Source organism: Dehalogenimonas sp. THU2, assembly GCF_039749495.1.
Lineage (GTDB): Bacteria > Chloroflexota > Dehalococcoidia > Dehalococcoidales > Dehalococcoidaceae > Dehalogenimonas.
Genome location: NZ_JBDLLU010000005.1, coordinates 14,309 through 33,352 on the forward strand (window position 1 = coordinate 14,309; position 19,044 = coordinate 33,352).

At 56.7% G+C, this 19,044-nt stretch carries 19 protein-coding genes and 1 riboswitch; of the genes, 6 read left to right on the plus strand and 13 right to left on the minus strand.

The genetic code is table 11. The features are described 5' to 3' along the window. Window position 1: 1 nt before the first annotated feature. The 3 genes from ABFB09_RS03660 to ABFB09_RS03670 form a co-directional block, all read right to left on the minus strand. Complete coding sequence (locus ABFB09_RS03660) at window positions 2–1,390, minus strand: exonuclease SbcCD subunit D (protein WP_346999968.1); 1,389 nt, start codon at window positions 1,388–1,390, stop codon at window positions 2–4. 240 nt (window positions 1,391–1,630) lie between these two features. Continuing rightward, window positions 1,631–2,926, minus strand: coding sequence for a glycine--tRNA ligase (locus ABFB09_RS03665; RefSeq protein WP_347000154.1), 1,296 nt, complete (start codon window positions 2,924–2,926; stop codon window positions 1,631–1,633). 115 nt (window positions 2,927–3,041) lie between these two features. Beyond that, entirely contained in the window at window positions 3,042–3,734 is a 693-nt protein-coding gene (locus ABFB09_RS03670; RefSeq protein WP_346999970.1) for a hypothetical protein, read from the minus strand. Window positions 3,735–3,740: 6 nt separating this feature from the next. On the opposite strand from ABFB09_RS03670, the gene ABFB09_RS03675 reads away from it, so the two are divergent. Beyond that, window positions 3,741–4,379 carry an MBL fold metallo-hydrolase gene (locus tag ABFB09_RS03675; protein ID WP_346999972.1) on the plus strand — a complete coding sequence of 213 codons (639 nt, stop codon included), beginning with the start codon at window positions 3,741–3,743 and terminating at the stop codon, window positions 4,377–4,379. On the opposite strand, the gene ABFB09_RS03680 is transcribed toward ABFB09_RS03675, so the two are convergent. From ABFB09_RS03680 to rsmG, 8 genes are all read right to left on the minus strand, one after another. Continuing rightward, on the minus strand, window positions 4,376–6,418 hold the full coding sequence (locus tag ABFB09_RS03680; RefSeq protein ID WP_346999974.1) for a sodium-translocating pyrophosphatase: 2,043 nt from the start codon (window positions 6,416–6,418) through the stop codon (window positions 4,376–4,378). The two genes, ABFB09_RS03675 and ABFB09_RS03680, sit on opposite strands and share 4 nt — an antisense overlap. Before the next feature lie 33 nt (window positions 6,419–6,451). After that, window positions 6,452–7,096, minus strand: a complete 645-nt coding sequence (locus ABFB09_RS03685) for a haloacid dehalogenase (protein ID WP_346999976.1) — start codon at window positions 7,094–7,096, stop codon at window positions 6,452–6,454. Next, window positions 7,093–7,983, minus strand: a complete 891-nt coding sequence (locus ABFB09_RS03690; RefSeq protein WP_346999978.1) for a thiamine phosphate synthase — start codon at window positions 7,981–7,983, stop codon at window positions 7,093–7,095. The genes ABFB09_RS03685 and ABFB09_RS03690 overlap by 4 nt, the downstream gene beginning before the upstream one ends. An 849-nt stretch (window positions 7,984–8,832) precedes the next feature. Beyond that, window positions 8,833–9,195 (minus strand): YraN family protein, encoded by a 363-nt coding sequence (locus tag ABFB09_RS03695; protein ID WP_346999979.1) that lies wholly within the window; start codon window positions 9,193–9,195, stop codon window positions 8,833–8,835. Further along, complete coding sequence (locus tag ABFB09_RS03700) at window positions 9,192–9,830, minus strand: ribonuclease HII (protein WP_346999983.1); 639 nt, start codon at window positions 9,828–9,830, stop codon at window positions 9,192–9,194. The genes ABFB09_RS03695 and ABFB09_RS03700 overlap by 4 nt, the downstream gene beginning before the upstream one ends. 77 nt (window positions 9,831–9,907) lie before the next feature. Further along, window positions 9,908–10,546, minus strand: coding sequence for a dTMP kinase (gene tmk / locus ABFB09_RS03705; RefSeq protein ID WP_346999984.1), 639 nt, complete (start codon window positions 10,544–10,546; stop codon window positions 9,908–9,910). Window positions 10,547–10,548: 2 nt separating this feature from the next. Beyond that, complete coding sequence (locus ABFB09_RS03710; RefSeq protein WP_346999986.1) at window positions 10,549–12,087, minus strand: R3H domain-containing nucleic acid-binding protein; 1,539 nt, start codon at window positions 12,085–12,087, stop codon at window positions 10,549–10,551. A 69-nt stretch (window positions 12,088–12,156) separates the two neighbouring features. Next, a complete protein-coding gene (gene rsmG / locus ABFB09_RS03715; protein ID WP_346999987.1) occupies window positions 12,157–12,879 on the minus strand; it encodes a 16S rRNA (guanine(527)-N(7))-methyltransferase RsmG in 723 nt (240 codons plus the stop codon). Window positions 12,880–12,932: 53 nt separating this feature from the next. Beyond that, window positions 12,933–13,037, plus strand: a riboswitch (TPP riboswitch). 28 nt (window positions 13,038–13,065) lie between these two features. Here rsmG and thiC point away from each other — a divergent pair. From thiC to ABFB09_RS03740, 5 genes are all read left to right on the plus strand, one after another. Beyond that, a complete protein-coding gene (gene thiC / locus ABFB09_RS03720) occupies window positions 13,066–14,364 on the plus strand; it encodes a phosphomethylpyrimidine synthase ThiC (RefSeq protein ID WP_346999988.1) in 1,299 nt (432 codons plus the stop codon). 27 nt (window positions 14,365–14,391) lie between these two features. Beyond that, window positions 14,392–15,513, plus strand: a complete 1,122-nt coding sequence (locus ABFB09_RS03725) for a site-2 protease family protein (protein WP_346999989.1) — start codon at window positions 14,392–14,394, stop codon at window positions 15,511–15,513. Window positions 15,514–15,667: 154 nt separating this feature from the next. Then, a complete protein-coding gene (locus tag ABFB09_RS03730; RefSeq protein WP_346999991.1) occupies window positions 15,668–16,480 on the plus strand; it encodes a GreA/GreB family elongation factor in 813 nt (270 codons plus the stop codon). Window positions 16,481–16,503: 23 nt separating this feature from the next. Continuing rightward, the gene (locus ABFB09_RS03735; RefSeq protein WP_346999993.1) at window positions 16,504–17,622 is read left to right on the plus strand and encodes a site-2 protease family protein; all 1,119 of its coding nucleotides are present in this window, start codon (window positions 16,504–16,506) and stop codon (window positions 17,620–17,622) included. An 89-nt stretch (window positions 17,623–17,711) separates the two neighbouring features. Beyond that, complete coding sequence (locus ABFB09_RS03740; protein ID WP_346999995.1) at window positions 17,712–18,044, plus strand: DUF4870 domain-containing protein; 333 nt, start codon at window positions 17,712–17,714, stop codon at window positions 18,042–18,044. A gap of 71 nt (window positions 18,045–18,115) precedes the next feature. Here the strand turns inward: ABFB09_RS03740 and ABFB09_RS03745 are convergent, their stop codons facing one another. Beyond that, complete coding sequence (locus ABFB09_RS03745; RefSeq protein ID WP_346999997.1) at window positions 18,116–18,682, minus strand: hypothetical protein; 567 nt, start codon at window positions 18,680–18,682, stop codon at window positions 18,116–18,118. Between the two features lie 23 nt (window positions 18,683–18,705). Continuing rightward, window positions 18,706–18,951, minus strand: coding sequence for a hypothetical protein (locus tag ABFB09_RS03750; protein ID WP_346999999.1), 246 nt, complete (start codon window positions 18,949–18,951; stop codon window positions 18,706–18,708). Window positions 18,952–19,044 lie beyond the last annotated feature (93 nt).

Genomic DNA, 19,044 nt, shown 5'->3' on the forward strand with positions numbered 1-19,044 from the left:
TTTAACCTTCCGTCTCGGCCAGCAGGCTTTCGGCATAGGCCAGAAGCTCGCTGCGGCGAGACTGTGAAACATTTTTAATATCAAGGTATTTTTCAAGGGCTTGCCGCGGTGAAAGCCCTTCACCGCCGGTTTCTCCCAAGCGGCTGCGGTTGTGACGTTCGACGTCACGTATTATCGAGAAGTAGTGGGCTTCCTTGAGGGCGTTTTTGATCTCGGCGTCGCGAAGAAGGGGGGCAACGGACTCCGGCATCTTCAGCTTCAATTGAACTATTGCTCCGGCAATATCGTCGCGGCGGTCGGCAAGGAGTTTCAGCACCTCCGAAGTCGGGTCCGTTTCACCGTGGTGTAGGGGCGAGACCGGGTCTCGCCCGCCCGGTTCGTCAAGCGTCGCTTCCAGGGTAAGAAAGCGGCGGCCTTCGAGCTTATGAAAATGGTATTTGACGTTCTTTTGCCCGCCGCTAGTCCGTCGTTGCGAGGAGGGAATCGACGAAGCAATCTCCTGTTGGTCCCCCGTAGGGGCACGCTGCTGCGTGCCCTTTTCTCCCGCATTAGACGGAGAGTCCGGTGGGCGAGGCAGGACGTCGATCTCGATGATATAAAAACCCTTGTCATCCTTCTCTTCGCCGAAGTCCAGGCGCTCCAGGCTGCCGGAGTAAATCACCGGCGGCGTTTCGTTGAGCACCTGGCGCTTGTGCAGGTGTCCCAGCGCCACGTAATCGAATACCGGTTGGGCGATATTGCCCAGCATAACTGACGGTTCAGTTCCCAGAATCAACTTGCGCTCCGAACCGATTTTGGCGCCGTCCACCCAGATATGAGCGGCCATGACGGCGGGCTGCGACGGATCGATATCGGCGGCCATCTGGGTTATCTTGGAAGACATGACCGCCTCAATCCTGGTCTTGATCTCCTCCGAAGAGACGCTTTGCCCTTCATTCTGAAACTTGCCCTCCATGCCGCCCTTGCGGGGCCATGGCAGCCCCGCCACCTGGAGCGGGCCGGATGCAGTCTCGATGTTGTACACCTTCGGCTGGCTGGCCACGGTTACCTTAGGTATCCTGAGTGTATCATATATCTCAGTGGAGGTGGCGCGGGTAGAGGCATTGGGCAGGTCGTGATTACCGATCAGGAGAAAAACTGGAATATCGTGGTCAGCCAGCTTCCTGATGCGGCGGGCAAACTCCCGCTGCTGCGTCTGCGACGGGTCCCGGCTTTTAAAGGCGTCACCGCAAAATAAAACCAGGTCCACTTTTTCCGCGACGGCGTAATCCACCAGCTTATCGAAGGCGGCCAGGAAATCCAGGAATCGCGTATTCAGTCCGCTGGCCGCATCGGGGTGGCCATACGTTTCAACGCCCAGGTGCAGGTCGGCGAAGTGGATGATTTTCATGGCTTTGTCATCCTACGCGAAAGCGGAGGATCCACGGAATTAAATTTCGGTGTATTTGTCATGGTGAACTGTTTTTAGGTGTTCGCCCTTTTTGAAGCACATATATGAGCAATAATACTTCGCGTTAGGGAAAAACTTATACTTCGGACTGGCCGAATCAAATGGCTTCCCACAATAACGGCAGGTTTTTACATTTGTATCTTCGGTCTTCATTGTGATGACCTAGATCAACTGTCGGATTTACTTCATCTCCCCCTTCAACCTCGGGAACAAATAAGCCTTGATCTCCTCGATCGGAATTCTCACCTGGGTCATGGTGTCGCGCTCTCGCACAGTAACCATCTTATCATTCAAAGAGTCGAAGTCCACGGTGATGCAATACGGCGTGCCTATCTCGTCCTGGCGGCGGTAGCGGCGGCCGATGCTCTGGGATTCGTCGTAGGTTACCATCCAGGCCTTGCGCAGGGAAGCGTAGATCTCCTTGGACAGGTTGGCCAGCGGCTCTTTCTTGGAAAGGGGCAGGATCGCGGCCTTGTAAGGCGCCAGGCGCGGATGGAGCTTCAATACGGTGCGGATTTCGTCCTTGTCCGGCTCTTCCGTGTAGGCGTCCAGCATGAAGGCCAGGACGGAGCGGTCAACGCCGGCTGAAGGCTCGATGACGTAGGGGGTGAAATGCTCGCCGGTCGCCTCGTCGAAATATTCGAGGTTTTTGCCGCTGTGCTGGGAATGCTGCTTGAGGTCGAAATCGCAGCGGTTGGCGATGCCTTCGAGCTCGCTCCAGCCCATGGGGAAGAGGTACTGAACATCGGAGCAAGCCTTAGCGTAGTGAGCCAGTTCGTCCTTGCAGTGTGCGCGCATCTGGAGATTTTCCGGCTTCATGCCCAGGGAGGTGTACCACTCCAGACGCGTTTTCAGCCAGTGGGCGTGCCATTCCTCATCGGTGCCGGGTTTGACGAAATACTCGAGCTCCATCTGCTCGAACTCGCGTGAGCGGAAGATGAAGTTGCCGGTGGTGATCTCATTGCGGAAACTCTTGCCCATCTGCGCGATGCCGAAAGGCAGCTTCTTGCGGGTGGTGTTCAGGACGTTTTCAAAATTGGTGAAGATACCCTGGGCGGTTTCCGGACGAAGATAAACGACAGCGGCGGTGTCTTCCACCGGGCCCATAAAGGTCTTGAACATCAGGTTGAACTGGCGCGGCTCAGTCAGTTCTCCGCCGCAGGAGGGACAGACTATGCCTTCGAAATCACCGGGGCGCCAGCGCATCTTGCACTTCAGGCAGTCGGCCATGGGGTCTGAGAAACCGGTGATATGGCCGGACGCTTCCCACACCTTCGGGTTCATCAGGATAGACGAATCCACGCCGACGACATCATCCCGTTCCTGGACCATGGATTGCCACCAGGCTTGTTTGATGTTGTTCTTTAAGAGGACGCCCAGCGGGCCGTAATCCCAGCAGCCGCCCGGGGCGCTGTAGATCTCGGAAGACTGGAAGATAAAGCCGCGACGGCGGCTGAGAGAGACGATCTTATCCATTTCGACGGGGTTGGTTTGGTCGGCCAAGGTGATTACTCCTTTAATTTTCTAGGTCATTCTTGAGCGCAGCGAAGAATCTCGATACTGCTTTCAAGGATATGCCTCGATCAATGGATTATTCTTTCTTCTTCTCCTCGATTCGAGTGAAACCCTTGTAAGCCTGAATGACGATCGGCAGCCCGAATATGATGATCAGTATACCGCCGATAACCAGCGTTATCAGGGAAAAAAGCCACAGCGGCATGAGATGGCTCGACTCCAGGGCGTAGACGATGCTGTCAATCAACACGTACGCCATGATCAACTGGATCAAGGCCGGCATATTGCCCATCAGGGTCAACAGGCGGGCGGGATTGAACCAGAAACTATCTTTATTGTCACGAAAGAGCTGGACACGGCTGATGGAGAGGGTGGCGAAGCAGGCAACGGTTGTCAGCACCGCCTGTATGCCTAGCAGCATCATCACCAGCGATGATTTGGCGGTCAGGCTGCCTGACGGGACACCGCTGAGATCGAAGCGATAATACAGCTCATCCGGTAACCGGCCGTAGAACACGGCGGCGACGGTGGCGGTGAGCAGCAGGACGGCCAGCGGCAGAGCGATGAAACTGAGACGGAATTTCAGGGGATCGGGGTTGGCGGTTTGTTGTGACACTTGATACCTCGACGGATATTTTACCTGAATCTGGCGGCGGTTGAAAGCGGCGGGGGATCCGACGATGACACAGGCGGCCGATTTCCCTAGAATAAGAGATGGAGACTGGCTGATGGGGTCAGCCCGGTCGTAAAAGAGCAGCAGAAAGGACATATCTAAATGATCATCGAACGTCTGATTGTCGGCCCGATACAGGCCAACTGTTATATTGTCGCTGACGAGGGGAGCAGGGAGGGGCTGGTTATCGATCCCGGTGCCGACGCCGCGACCATTCTCAAGCGCGTCCTGCAACTCGGCTTGAAGATCAAGTATATCATCCTCACTCACAGCCATTTCGATCATGTAGCGGCGACCGGAGCGGTCAAAAAGGCGACCGGTGCGAAACTGGCGATCCATGAAGCTGATGCCGGGAGTCTGAACGACGGCCTGCTGGCCCGTTTGGCGGGCATCGTTACCGAGAAGGCGCCGCCGCCCGACATGCTCCTCAAGGGCTGGGAAAAATTTACCATCGGGAAGATCGATTTCACCGTGCTTCACGTGCCGGGGCACTCCCCCGGCGGCATCGCCCTTTACGGAGCGGACGTCGTGTTTACAGGCGACAGCTTATTCGAGGAAAGCATCGGTCGGACCGACCTGCCCGGAGGTGACTATGCCACACTCATCGATAACCTCAACACCCGGCTGATGGCCCTCGATGACGCCATAAAAGTTTACCCCGGGCACGGCCCCGATACTACTATCGGAACCGAGCGCCGGGGTAACCCTTTTTTGGTTAACCCTCCCAGGAGGGAGTGTTAGAAGATACCTGTCATGTTGACGATGACCGGAGCCAGTACCAGCGAAATGATAGATACCAGCTTGATCATGATGTTGAGCGACGGGCCGGAGGTGTCCTTCATGGGATCGCCTACGGTGTCGCCGACGACGGTGGCCTTGTGGGCCAGGGAACCTTTACCGCCGAAGGCGCCGGTCTCAACCCATTTCTTGGCGTTGTCCCAGGAGCCGCCCGCATTGCTGAAGGCGACAGCCAGGATGAAGCCGGTGACAGTGGCGCCGACCAGGAAGCCTCCCAGGGCAATTTTCCCGAAGAGGAAAGCGACGACGATCGGCATCAGGACAGTCATGACGCCGGGGAGTACCATCTGCTTGAGGGATTCGCGGGTGCAGATATCTACGCACTTAGCGTATTCTGCTTTGCCGGTGCCTTCCATCAGACCGGGAATCTCTTTGAACTGACGGCGCACTTCGTTAACGATGGAAGCGCCGGTCTTGCCGACCGCGTCCATGGTCATGGCGGAGAAGACCGCGGGCAGCAGACCGCCCAGGAACAGGCCGACCAGGACCTTCGGATCCAGCAGACTGATCTGCGACGGGGTGATGCCGACGGCGATGGTGTAGGACAGGAGCAGCGCCAGGGAGGTCAGGCCGGCTGAGCCGATGGCGAAGCCTTTGCCGATGGCGGCAGTGGTGTTGCCCAGGGAATCGAGGGCGTCGGTGCGTTCGCGGATCTCGTGGGGCATGCCGGACATTTCTACGATGCCGCCGGCGTTATCGGCCACCGGGCCGTAAGCGTCGGTGGCGTCCTGGATGCCCAGGGTGGCCAGCATGCCGACGCCGGCCAGGGCTACGCCGTAAACATCGCCGAAGTTGTAGGCGACGATGATGGCGATAACGATGAAGATGACCGGGGGAGCCACACTCATAAGTCCGTTACCGAAGCCGGAAATGATGTTGGTGGCGGCGCCGGTCTGGGAAGCCTGGGCAACCTTGAGAGTCGGCTTGTAGACATAAGATGTGAAGTAGTTGGTGCTCTCGCCGATGGCCAGACCGGCAGCGAGACCGGCGGCGATGGCTACAAACAAGCCAAGGTCGGCGCCCAGGAAGCTGACGGCGGCGAACGAGAAGACCACCGAGAGGATAGCGGCGATATAGGTGCCGCGGCGTAGCGCGTTCAGGAGCGCCGTCATTTGCAGCTTCTCACCCACGCGGACGGAGAAAATACCGATGATGGAGGCGATGATGCCGCCGGCGGCGACCATCATCGGCAGCCACCAGGCAGTCTGCAGGTCAGGCACCAGGGAGGAGTCGAGATGGGTGGAGAAGACGGCGATAGTACCCAGTGTCATGGTGGCGATGATGGAATCGACATAGGATTCGAAGAGGTCGGCACCCATGCCGGCGGTGTCGCCGACGTTGTCGCCGACGAAATCGGCGATGACCGCGGCGTTGCGCGCATCATCTTCGGGGATGCTCTGTTCCACCTTGCCGACGATGTCGGCGCCGGTGTCCGCACCCTTGGTGTAGATACCACCGCCGACGCGGGCGAAGATGGCGACGGATGAGGCACCGAAACCGTAGCCGGGAATGATGGCCAGGAAGCTGGGATCGGTGTTGAAGGCGAAGTACAGGATGGATAGGCCGAGCAGGCCGATGCCTACCACGGTCATACCCATGACCGAACCGGCGCGGAAGGAAACCTTCAGGCCGTGATTAAGGCTCACGGCGGCGGCGGCGGCGGTGCGGGAGTTGGCGCGGATGGCGATGGCCATGCCGATGTAGCCTGCCAGCCCGGAACTGATGGCGCCGAAGACGAAGGCCAGCGCCACTTTCCAGCCCAGATCGGGCACGACGATGAGGACCAGGGTGACCACGGCGACGAAGATTGCGAGTATCCGGTACTCGCGTCCCAGGAATGCCAGGGCTCCCTCTTTGATGGCAGCGGCGATCTCCCGGACTTTGGCGTTACCTTCGTCCTGGCTCAAAACGAACTTTGCCAGGAACCCGGCCAGCACCAGTCCCAGGACTGCGCTCCCGAGGGCAAGAATAATTGGATCCACTAGTTGTAATCCCTCCTTCTATTAATTTGCTCTCTATTTAAGCCGGTCGTTAAGCGCGCCCAGTTGACCTTCCAGGCGCTTCTGTTGCAGCGTCAGCGTCAAGTCGCTGCGGGTCTTTTCCAAAATACCGCGCACCATGTCGGTCGTGCGGCGTAAATTGCCGGTAATGGCATCGGGAAAATCCATGGTGACCAGTATCTCATAAATGGCGTCCATATCGCCGAGGAGTTCTTCAGCCCGTGAGAGATCCCCCTGGCGCAGGCCGTCCAGGATGTAACGCCGCAGTTCGCCGATGACCTCCCCCATGCCGTTCAGGTAGGCGGCGGAGTCAACTTTCAGGTCTTCGGGGGTTGGTATCGGCTGCCCGGTGATGATGGCCAGGGTGATGCGGCCTTCGGCGTATTCTTTCTGGGCATCGCGGAAGAAGCTGGTGTTGGACAGTTCGTCGCAGGCGTCGATGCTGGCCCCGGCCTCATCGATCAACGACTTGGCTTTTTCAAGAGAGGTTTCAGCTTCGGCGAACTGCCTGCGGTGGATGGCGCGGATGGAAAGGGAACAATAGCGGATAGCTTCACGTGAAAGGGGTAAAGCTTTCTCGCGGGCGGCATCCTTCTCGGTAAAAGAGAGGCGGATGCCGGTGGCAATCGAGTCGAGCCTTTCGTTGAAGCTTTCCGTCATCTGACACCATTCCTGGCTGGTACGACGATGGGGATGCCGATTTTGCCGGTCAATTCGTCTTTGAGCGTGTCGGAGCACAGCACATAATCGGCACCTCCGCTCTCGGCGCTGACCGCCTCCTCGACATTCATTGCGGCATAGCCGATGAGTTGGTCGATCGCCAGCAGGCCGCGCACGACCGGAGGAGGCAAAGATCCCCCGTCGATGGCTACGCCGTCGGCTTTGACGGCAACGGCGATATCGGCAAATTCTCCGATAATGAATAGCGCGCCGGCATTATTACATCGTTTCCTGGTTTCGGTTGCCAGACCCCAGAGATCGCAGCGCTTCAAAGAGCCGGGATCGAGTTGAACCGATTGGCTGCCTTCAGCAAGAGCCGCCGTGACGTCATCCATGTTACCGGCGGTCGTGTATCGGCCGGAAAGACGGCTGGTCTTAGCCTGCCGGGAGAGGAGGACAGTCAGTTCTTTTTCGATATCGTATACTGCGTAGCGGATAGTCTCGAACACGGCTCCGTCGATGGTTATCTCCGGCAACCGAGCCATTTCTTCCAGTACCCTCAGGGACTGCTCCACGCGGCGGGCGTTGGCCGTCACGGTTTCGCCGATGTCGCCGGCCGATCTTTTAACGGCTTCAGACTCCCGGCCGACATCGCCGGCGCTGTCCCGGGCTGAAAGTAATTCGGCAGTCGAAAAATGACAGTTTTCCAACAGGCGATGTCGCAAGGATTTAAGGCGTTTGGAGATGAGGGAAGAGTCAAGATAAAAACGGGACACGTCCTCTAGAACGCGCAAGCCCTCAGCCGTGCGGTCCAGGTTGGCGTCAATGATCCGCAGTGTTTGACCTTGGAGGTGAGTCAAATAATCCCCGATTGGGCGTTCATTCAAGATAATTTAAAAGCGCCTGATTGTAGCATAAGAGCCGCGTAATCGTAAAGGGACGCCGGTACGGGTACCCCCGCTGTCCCAACTCCTTGGCATCCTACGCTCACCCGTTGTCACCCTATAGCAGCCGTCCGGCACCCATTCGTGTCTCTCCCTTTCCTAAAGGCCTGTCCTTGAGCGAAGTCGAAGGAGAGATTATGAGGGATTTCGTCACGCCGTGCCGTCTGCGGCAGGATATGAAGAGGGAATTGTTTTATTGTTTTTTTCGCAATGCATTTTTTTAGAAACAATCCCTATTTTTCACGATTGACATCAGGCGGTCCAAACGTGGGATTGTTTTGTTGTTTCAAGCTGAATCAAATAAAACAAATCCCCCGGTCAAAGCTGCCAACGGCCGCCGGGTGGTATTTTTTCGGGGTTGTTTGAAATTCAATATCCCTAATTCAGTTTTAAAAGAGCCAGGATGCTAACCAGACAACGGTCAACGCTTCAGCGGGGAACCAGGCTGCCTGCTTCGTATGCCTTGCGAAAACGAAGGAAACGAATCCATTTTTTCACTTTCAGCCTTGCCCGGAACTGCTGCGGAGCGAGGCGAACAGGCATAGGGTAGACTGGTGTCTGACCGGGAGAACGTATGATACCATATCGTCACTCGTAGGTTGTCAATGGGATATTGGCGGGTTTTGGAAATATATATTCCGAAAAATCGATGGAGTCACCCGTCAGACAAGGTTAAACCGGAAACGGGCGCGCTAGTCCAAAATGGGTTCCTGATAATATATCAGGTCGAACCCGCCCCCGCGTGCATCTCATCCGAAGTCGTGACCCGGATGTTCGAGGCCGCAAAATCATTCAATCGTCGCGGGTGATGGCGTAGGGGATGTGGTCCAGGTGATGTCCGGTGGCATGGAACTCGACGCCGATAAAATCTATGCGCCAGTCTGCCGGCGATTTGGGGTTAGCGCAAAGGTATTGCTCCGCGGCTCGGATAAGCTTATGGCGCTTGCGCCGGGTGACCGATTCGGCCGGAGAGCCGTAATCAGCGGATGATTTGGCCCGTACTTCGATGAAAACCAGTTCGTTATATTTTTGCGCGATGATATCGATCTCGGCAACTTTGCACCGCCAGTTGGTCGCAATGATGGAGAATCCGGCGTCTTCGAGATATTTCCGGGCGATCAGTTCGCCGCACCGTCCGGTCGATATCCGGCTCAAAGGAGGGTTCTCAGATTGAAGACCGGCGCGAAGGTGCGGCGGTGGATGCAGCAGGGACCGTGTACGTTCAGACGTTCGAGGTGTTCGGCGGTGCCGTAGCCTTTATGCCCGGCCAGGTGATAGTCACTGAATCGTTCGCCCAACCGGCGCATCAACCGGTCGCGGGTGACCTTGGCGATGATCGAGGCGCAGGCGATGGAGACGCAGAGGGCATCGCCGTCGATGATGCCTTTCTGAGGTAACGGTATTTCCGGGAGACGCAGGAAGTCGATTATCAGCGCCTGCGGTCCCGGCGTCAGTTCGGCGACGGCCAGTCTCATGGCCAGCCTGGTGGCGGGTACGATGCCGTTTTTATCGATATAAGCATGGGAGACCACGCCGGCGCCGTAGCTGAGCGCGTCCATGGTTATTGCCTTATATAACTCCTCCCGGGCCTCGAGAGGCAAGAGTTTGCTATCGCGGATATCCTTGAGCCAACCGCTTTTCCGCTGCCTGCCCAGGATGACGGCTCCGGCCACGACCGGCCCGGCGAGCGCGCCGCGTCCGGCTTCATCCACACCCGCCACAAGTTCCAGCCCCTGCCGGATAAATTCGGATTCTTCACGAAAATGAGGGAAACGGTTTGTCGCAGACATCAATCCGGTATTATACCAGCATGACTGGAATATCGCATGACCGATCTGTCCCGATATGCCGGGGCGGCCTAGCGGCGTTACCGGTTTGGAGCACTGTAGCGGGCATCGAGCAGGGACTTGACCTTCTCCCAGATGATGTCCGCGATCCTGTCTTTCGTCTGCGACGCGTCCACTACCAGCCAGCGCGACGGCTCTTCACCGGCCAGCGCCAGATAACCGTCATGCACTTTCCGGTGAAAGCCCAGGCCTTCCCGCTCGATGCGGTCGGCGGTCTGCATATGTTTGCGCGCCTGCCCTTTTTCCACCGGCATGTCCAAAAGCAAGGTCAAGTCAGGCATCAGTCCCTGGGAGGCGATGCTGTTGATGGCCCTCACGGTGGATAGAGATAAGCCGCGCCCGAGACCCTGGTAAACGATGGTGGAATCGACGTAACGGTCGCAAACAATGATCTTTCCGGCGGCGAGCGCCGGCTTGACGATCCGGCTGACCAGTTCCGCCCGGGAAGCATTGAAGAGCATGAGTTCAGCCAGGGGACAGATGGCGTCCTGATCGCTCCATTTTAATATACGGGATATTTCCGTGCCCAGCGGGGTGCCTCCCGGCTCCTGGGTACGTACCACCTCATATCCGGCCGCCTTCAGCCGCTCATGAAGGAGACCGGCCTGGGTGCTCTTACCGAACCCCTCACATCCCTCGAAGGTGATGAATAAAGACATCGTCACTCCTTGAAGATATTGACCCGGCGGCGCGGTTCTGCGCCCAGGCTGTCGGACCGTAATTGATTGCGTTCGGCCACCAGGTGTTGCAGGCGGCGGATATAGGCGCCCTGGGGACTGAGTTCCACCCGCCCCTCAGCGCCGCTCCTCACCCTGCTGACGGCTTCCTCGGCTTCAGTAAGCGCCCAGTTGAGCCCCCCGGAATTTCCGGTCTGCTCCGGTTCGTGGCGGCTCAGCATGCCGAGGAACTGGCGGAATTGGGCGGGGGTGTGGCTTTTAAGGACATAGACCGGAAGTTCCCGGGCTTCGGCATCCCGGATACGCTGCGGCCGGCGTCGAAAGTAGTTACCGGAAGTCACCAGCATGCCGGCATCGGTCAGCCGCTCGGTGATGTTCAGCTTGATATGCATCTCTTCGGCGATCTCTTCGAGGCGGGTCCGATTGATGCCGAAGAGATACAGGCGCGGTGTCTCGACGGGTGCAGGGGCGGCGGGAATGTGTGTCTTTTTTAAGCGGCCTTCTCCTCGGGATTCTTCCGCCTCGACACGGGTGATTTTGACCTCACCGGCCTCATCCACGGAGCGGACCTCGGTCTCCGGCGGATGGCCGCGGAGAATGGCGTCCACGGCCTCAGCGGCGTTTGTATGGACGGCTACCCGGTCCCGTTCCTGAATCTCTACGATGATATCGAAGGTCGGGGGCGCCTTGCGTTCCAGGACGGTTTTCTGAGTGCCGCGGCGCCGCGCCTCTTCGTCGCCCAGGGTGACGGCCTGGATGCCGCCTATAAGGTCGGAAAGAGTCGGGTTCTGCATCAGGTTATCCAATGTATTGCCGTGAGCGGTGCCGACCAGTTGCACGCCGCGCTCGGCGATGGTACGCGCGGCCTGGGCCTCCAGTTCTGTGCCGATCTCGTCGATGACGATCACTTCCGGCATATGGTTTTCCACGGCTTCGATCATCACCGCGTGCTGAGCATCGGGCATCGCCACCTGCATGCGGCGGGCGCGGCCGATGGCGGGGTGGGGAATGTCGCCATCGCCGGCGATCTCGTTTGAAGTATCGACGATGACCACCCGTTTTTTCAGGTCATCCGCCAGCACCCGGGCCACCTCACGCAGCATGGTGGTCTTACCAACGCCGGGTCTTCCCAGGAGTAACACGCTGCTTCCAGTCTGGATCAAATCCTCGATGATCTTAATCGTGCCCAGCACCGCCCGCCCTATGCGCAGGGTGAGGCCGATGATCTTGCCTTTGCGGTTGCGGATAGCGGAGATGCGGTGAAGGGTGCGTTCGATGCCGGCCCGGTTGTCACCGCCGAATACGCTGATACGGGTGATCACATAATCAAGATCGGCTTCGGTGACCTCTTCAGGGCGTAATACGATCTCACGCTGCGGAAAACGGGCTTCCGGCACCCGTCCCAGGTCCATGATAACCTCAAGCAATTGGCTCAGATCGGGCTGCTCGTTGAGCGGACGCCGGATCTCCAAGGGCAGGATGTCGAGAAGGGTGCCCAGATCATCGGTGATCAAATTGGCCAAGTCACTGCCTCCGGAAAAATGTTTGATACCGGTATCATTCTACTATCCGGTTACTCGATGGGCAAACCGTTAGCGCAATGGTCTTTTAGAAGGTAATCCGTTGCGCCGCGGATAACTTTCAGGAGTAGGGGAGATTTTCTCGATCACGATCAGCCGGCGATCATCTGACAACCCGTCGATCTCGATGGCCCGCACGTCCCGAAGACATCCGCCGAGCAGGGCGATACCTTTACGGGCTGATTCGACTTCATCTTCTATCGAGCCCTTTTTCATGGCGATGAACCAGCCGCCGACACGGCAGAACGGTAAAGTAAGTTCACATAAAGTATCCAATGAGGCGACGGCGCGGGAAACGGCGATATCGTAGCTTTCCCGGTGTTCCGGCTGCCGTGCCGCTTCTTCAGCTCGCAAATTGACCACGGAGACACCGTCCAGCCCCAATATACCGGCCATATGACTCAAAAACACCGCCTTTTTCCCGATAGCTTCGAGAAGAGTCAATTCGATACCCGGGAAAGCGATCTTGAGCGGCAGGCCGGGAAAACCGGCGCCGCTGCCGACATCGATGACCCGGTGGTTGTCGAACCCGATGCCGGCGACGGCGAGTGACAACGAATCCAGGAAGTGGGTCACCTGTACCCCATCGTAATCGGTGACGGCGGTGAGGTTGAAGCGCGCATTCCAGTCAATCAATTCCCGGTAGTATGTTTCGAAAAGGTCGTATCGACTTTCGTCCAAAGACAGTCCGAGGCCGGTGGCGCCCCGGCGCAGTAATGGTAAATTTTCGAACATGCGACGATTATAGCATTTTGTTCCGCTACGGCGGGTTGTGTTATGCTTAGGTACCAGACCGCTAGGGGTGCGCACCCGCTGAGAGTCCCCGGAATCCGGGACAACCCTGGCACCTGAACTCGGTAATGCGAGCGTAGGAAAAGCGGAGGTGCCTGCCAGGGTCTGGAATAATGCCCTGGTTTTTTTATGACGACTCAAATGCAACGAGCCCGCGAGGGCATAATCACCCCCCAGATGATGGCGGTAGCCGCGGCGGAACACCTGCCGGTTGAAACCATTCGCGCCGGTCTTGCCGACGGGACGATCGTAATTCCGGCCAATATCAGCCACCTTCACCTGAACCCATGCGGTATAGGTAAAGGGCTGCGGACCAAGGTCAACGCCAACATCGGCACATCATCCGATTGTGTCGATATCGCGCTGGAACTCAGCAAATTGGCGGCGGCGCAGGACGCCGGCGCCGATGCGGTGATGGACCTGTCAACAGGTGGTGATCTGCCGGCTATCAGGCGGGCCATACTGGCAAAATGCACCGCCGCCCTGGGGACGGTGCCGATATATGAGGCCGGGGTGGTGGCGCGGGTAACCAGGGGTTCTATCATCGAACTGACCGCAGAAGACCTGTTCGATGTCATCGAACGGCATGCCCGCGAAGGCGTCGATTTTCTCACCGTGCATTGCGGCGTCACCCGGAGCACCATAGCCCGCTTGAAAGAACAGGGACGGGTGACGGATATCGTTTCCCGAGGCGGGGCGCTGCTGGCCGGCTGGATGGCCTACCATGATCAGGAAAACCCGCTGTATGAGCAGTATGACCGGTTGCTCGGTATCTGCGCCGAATACGACGTTACACTGAGCCTGGGCGACGGCTTGCGGCCCGGCTGTCTGGCCGACGCCACCGACCGGGCACAGGTCGAAGAGCTGCTCACCCTCGGCGAACTGGTGGACCGGGCGCGGCGGGCGGGCGTCCAGGTGATGGTTGAAGGACCGGGTCATGTGCCGCTCAACCGCATCCGGACCAATATGGAGTTGCAGAAATCGATTTGCAACGACGCGCCGTTTTACGTGCTGGGGCCGCTGGTGACCGATGTCGCCGCGGGCTATGACCATATCACTGCCGCTATCGGGGGAGCCCTGGCGGCTGTCCACGGGGCTGACTTCCTGTGCTACGTGACGCCCGCCGAACATCTCTCACTCCCGGATGTCGAGGACGTGAAAAACGGCGTCATCGCTTCCCGGATCGCCGGCCATGCCGCCGATATCGCCAAAGGCGTCAAAGGCGCCGCCGATTGGGACCGGAAGATGGCCGAAGCCCGGAAACGGCTGGATTGGGAAGCTCAGGCCGAGCTTTCGATCGATCCCGAACTCAGCCGACGGCGGCACGGCGCTCTTCGTTCAGCCGGCAGCGCCTGCGCCATGTGCGGTGAATTTTGCGCCATGGAGATGGCGGAAAAATACCTGGGGATCAAGACCGCCCGGTGTTAAAATCCGCAGGCACGGATGTAAGCCATATTGGATAGCGGTTTCAACCTGGGCCATATTTTCGGTATTCGATTCCGCGTCCATTACTCCTGGTTTTTCATTTTTCTCCTTATCACCGTATTTTTAGCCCAGCAGGTATTCCCGGTCGCCGTTCCCCGGGAGAACACCTCAACTTACTGGATCATGGGAGCGGTGACTTCGCTCCTGTTCTTCTTTTCAGTCCTGTTCCATGAAACATCACACAGCCTGGTTGGCCGAGCCAACGGCATACCGGTAAGCAGCATCACCCTGTTCTTGTTCGGCGGAGCGGCCCAGATGACCCGGGAGCCGGCCTCAGCCGGCGCGGAGATGAAAATGGCCCTGGCCGGGCCGATGTCCTCGCTGGGCCTGGCTGCCGCCTTTTGGATGATCTATTCCTTCTACCTGGGCATTGAGAACACCGTGGCGGCGATGGCATTGTGGCTGGCCCAGATCAATCTGATCGTGGCTGTTTTTAATCTGCTGCCGGGTTTTCCGCTGGACGGAGGCCGGGTATTCCGTGGCTTGTGGTGGCATTTCCGGCGCGACTACGAAGGGGCGACCAGGGTGGCCGTTTTTGCCGGCCGGATAACCGGCTTTCTTATCATCGGCGCCGGCCTGTATTTTATCGTTTATTATCGCGACTGGTTGGCCGGTGTCTGGCTGGCGGTGCTTGGCTGGTATTTGGAAAGTGCTGCCCGAACCAGCCTCAAGCAATTCGAACTGCAAATATGGCTTAAGGGGAAGAAGGTGTCGGAGGTGGTGAACAAGGAGTGCCCGGTGGTCGCGGAGAACACAACCGTCGCTCAATTGAGGCAAGAGCATCCCGGCCGGCGCTGTTTCTGGGTAGAAGCGGAAGGGACGATTTCCGGTGCGGTATTTTTACCCGGGAAGGGTGATGACCTTGAACTTAAGATAATCAGCGACCTGGCGCAGCCGATAGCGGGTGCCATTGAAGTTGGCCCCGACACCGACCTGCTGGTTCTGGTGCAGGAATTTAATGAAACGGGCAAGGATGTTGCCCTGGTAACCGGTTACGAAGAACGAGGGCTTGTATTCCTCGATGAACTGGTAGAACTGGTTAACCGGCAGAGAAATCAGGGGGTTGGAAATACCGGGACCGGAGGAAAATGAGTACCGTCTCTGCATTACTGTTTTGCCGATGGGGCATTTGAAGTTATATACTGGAAATAAGGTATTGATACAGGGGTACCTTAATCGTCGTCCAGATTAATGCGACGACATATCCGTTAAGCTGATTGCGCTGAATAATAGAAAGAAGGAATTAATGTCTCCCGAAAACACAAACAAACCCCTAACGCTCACGGAAGCTGCCGTGGCTTACCTGGCGTCCTTGTCTGCTGCCAAGCGCCAGGTTATGACGCCAGCGGTGATGAATTTTGTGCGCTGGTACGGCGGCAATCATACCTTGAATAATCTGTCCGCGCCCAAATTGGCGGATTACGCGGCCGCGCAACCGGCGGGAGAAGAAGCTGCTGCTAAATTGAAAGCCGTCAAGGAGATGCTCAGTTATTCAGTGAAGAACGGTTGGATCGAAGCAAGCCTGGGGGCACATGTCAAGCTTAAAAAATCCCCGTTGAGATCGGTGAGTGCCGCCCGAAAGCCGGCAAAGGTTGAACAACTGGTCTTGACCACCGCAAAAAAGGCCGAGATGGATAACGAACTGGCGGCTTTAAAAGAAAAGCGTTTTCACGTAGTTGAAGATATTAAGCGGGCTGCGGCGGACAAAGACCTGAAGGAGAATGCCCCCTACCATGCTGCCCGCGAGGAAAAGGCTAAATTGGACGGGAAGGTCGAGGAATTGGCATTGCTGCTCAAGCATGCCATCGTCAATGACGATGAAACCCGTGCCGGAGGCACAAAAGCAGAACTTGGACGAAAAATCACCATCAAGGATGTGGCCACCGGGTCAACGTCGACATATACGCTGGTGATACCGCGTGAAGTTAGTCCCAAAAGCGGGCGGATCTCGCCGGTCTCCCCGATTGGCAAAGCCGTATCGGGACGCGCCGTCGGAGACACCGTCGACGTAATTGCGCCGTCCTGTGTCGTACGTTACATCATCGAGTCAATCGAATAGCAAAATAGCCAAAGGAGTCTGATATGCGGTCATCATTCCGCTTGGGACGCATTCTTGGCATCGAGATCGGCATCCATGTTTCATGGTTGTTTATTTTTGCTTTTCTAACGTGGTCCCTGGCGGCCGGATATTTTCCGCTGGAAAACGTTCTGCCCGGTCGTGACAACTTAACCTACTGGCTTCTGGGCGCCGTATCCTCACTGAGCCTGTTTATCTCGGTACTGGCGCATGAACTGGGCCATTCGGTCGTCGCCAGGCGCAATGGTATTCCGGTGAAGAACATCACCCTGTTTATTTTCGGCGGGGCATCCAATATTACCAAGGAGGCGGAGACGCCTGGCGCGGAGTTCCGCATGGCTGTCACCGGGCCGATGGTCAGTTTCGCCTTGTCCGCCATATTTTTTACCGTATTCTTCGCAACTGGTAGAGAGGCAACTGCGCTTAACGCCGTGGTCGTTTACCTGGCTCAGATCAACCTCATTCTCGGTGTTTTCAATCTTCTGCCGGGATTCCCGCTGGATGGCGGCCGGGTTTTCAGGTCGATCCTTTGGAAGGTTCTGAAAGATGAACCCAAGGCTACCCGGATAGCGGCCGGCTCCGGCCAGGTGATCGCCTATATTTTCATCTTCGGCGGTATCGCTCTGGCTTTCATCGTCGGTATAGGGGGTTTGTGGCTGGCTCTTATCGGTTGGTTCCTTGCTTCGGCCGCTTCGGCCAGTTACCAGCAGTCGGTGTTGACGGAAGCGCTGAAAGGCGCCAAGGTGAAGGAGATCACGAACTCATCTATCCTTTCGGCAACGGATGACATCACCGTGGAGCAGGCCATGTCCACCATGCTGAGCCATAACCAGCGTGCTTTGCCCTTGATCACAGACGGACGGATGACCGGCTTGGTGACGTTGACCGACATCAAGAAAGTTCCCAAAGAATCATGGCCGCATGAACAGGTCAACCGGATCATGACCCCGGCCACCGAAGTGCAATCGGTTTCACCTGAAGATGATCTCACCGTTGTTTTGGAACTACTGCAGAGTGCCGGATACAATCAGCTGCCGGTAATGGAAAAAGGGAAGTTCCGAGGACTGGTGTCCCGGGCCGAACTCCTGCAATACATCCAATTGAAACATGACTTAGCCAAATAGTCATTACAGCTTTATCCCTTTGAGTTATTGACACGACTACTGGGCTGCTATACTCTTATTTCGATTAACATCCAAAAGGAGTCACCTCGGTGGAGAAAACCTCAACGGGTCTGCAGGAAAACGTCGCCGGACTGCTATGCTATCTTGGCGCCTGGGTCACGGGAATCATCTTTCTGATCCTGGAACCTAAAAACCGCTTCGTCCGATTCCACGCCGTCCAGTCGATAGTGGTTTTCGGGGTTTTATCCGTCGCCGGCACGATGCTGGGATTCATCCCCTTCACCGGTTGGATCATGAGCAGTTTTTTGGGTGTGTTGTCATTTATTCTTTGGATAGTGCTGATGGTAAAAGCGTATCAAGGGGAGTATTACAAGTTACCGGTGGCCGGTGATCTGGCGGAGCAACTTCTCGGAAAATTGTAGTCTCGATTCAGATAATAATGCCAAAGGCGGCGCATTAGCGCCGCCTTTTCAATGTAGCCCGAACGCCGGGATCATTTTCCGACGTAAACTATATGGTCCTTGTTGACGGCGACGAAATCCAGTTGGGCGATACCGCCTTCGAACGCCGGATTGAAATCCACATCGGTCAGCGGGATGAACTGATCGCTGCGATTCAGTGCGTCCTGTAATTCTTCCCACATCTCGCTGTGCATGTTGCCCGTAAGGCTTACCTGGGGCAGATTGATAACGGCCTGCAGCGGTTTTTTGCGCCGCATCGGGTAAACATTCGTCTGCGTTGTCGATGATACGATGTTCTGCTCACCCACGAATAAAATATTGTTCTTCCGGATATAGGCCGTATCCATATGGCGGGCGGCCTGCCCGGGGGCGAAGAAACTCACTTCGAATAATGGCACGAAGTCCGAGCAGGTCTGTAACTTGGAGGTATAAAAGCCCTTGTTCAAAGCATCCAGCAGCCGCTGCTGGTGCTGGCAAAGAGTTAATCCGGAAAAGATACCATTGGTGGTGAAAATAATCACATTGACCCGCCGAAATCGGGTTACATCAAAATTATCACCTGATACGGTGGAAGCGCCAACAGCGTCCAAGGCACTCATCCGGACCTCCTTAAACCAACTTGTTAGACAAAAATATCGGGAAACCCCGCCAGCTTGATGGTACCGATCACGATTACGAAACCACAGAGAATCATCCCGGTGATTGAAATACCTCTCTTCTTATGCTGGGCTAGGCTGGCGAGCCCCATGAAAAAACCTACCATGGCCAGGGGTACGGCGAACCAATGTAAAAAGCCCAAATATGGGAGGAAGGCAGCGAACATGCCGATCAGACTGATGATGCCGATCGTTAAACTGAAAATGGCCAAGTGGTTCTCCCCCGAAATCTTTTTATAACAGATAAACGTAGTGTTGTAAACAAAAATCTTTTTACGGTTAAATACCGAAAATCCCGCCGAAGG

Coding starts and splice junctions, on each gene's coding strand:
- ABFB09_RS03660 (WP_346999968.1), bottom strand. CDS start 1,390: ATGAAAATCATCCACTTCGCCGACCTGCACCTGGGCGTTGAAACGTAT.
- ABFB09_RS03665 (WP_347000154.1), bottom strand. CDS start 2,926: ATGGATAAGATCGTCTCTCTCAGCCGCCGTCGCGGCTTTATCTTCCAG.
- ABFB09_RS03670 (WP_346999970.1), bottom strand. CDS start 3,734: ATGTCCTTTCTGCTGCTCTTTTACGACCGGGCTGACCCCATCAGCCAG.
- ABFB09_RS03675 (WP_346999972.1), top strand. CDS start 3,741: ATGATCATCGAACGTCTGATTGTCGGCCCGATACAGGCCAACTGTTAT.
- ABFB09_RS03685 (WP_346999976.1), bottom strand. CDS start 7,096: ATGACGGAAAGCTTCAACGAAAGGCTCGACTCGATTGCCACCGGCATC.
- ABFB09_RS03700 (WP_346999983.1), bottom strand. CDS start 9,830: ATGTCTGCGACAAACCGTTTCCCTCATTTTCGTGAAGAATCCGAATTT.
- tmk (WP_346999984.1), bottom strand. CDS start 10,546: ATGTCTTTATTCATCACCTTCGAGGGATGTGAGGGGTTCGGTAAGAGC.
- rsmG (WP_346999987.1), bottom strand. CDS start 12,879: ATGTTCGAAAATTTACCATTACTGCGCCGGGGCGCCACCGGCCTCGGA.
- thiC (WP_346999988.1), top strand. CDS start 13,066: ATGACGACTCAAATGCAACGAGCCCGCGAGGGCATAATCACCCCCCAG.
- ABFB09_RS03730 (WP_346999991.1), top strand. CDS start 15,668: ATGTCTCCCGAAAACACAAACAAACCCCTAACGCTCACGGAAGCTGCC.
- ABFB09_RS03735 (WP_346999993.1), top strand. CDS start 16,504: ATGCGGTCATCATTCCGCTTGGGACGCATTCTTGGCATCGAGATCGGC.
- ABFB09_RS03745 (WP_346999997.1), bottom strand. CDS start 18,682: ATGAGTGCCTTGGACGCTGTTGGCGCTTCCACCGTATCAGGTGATAAT.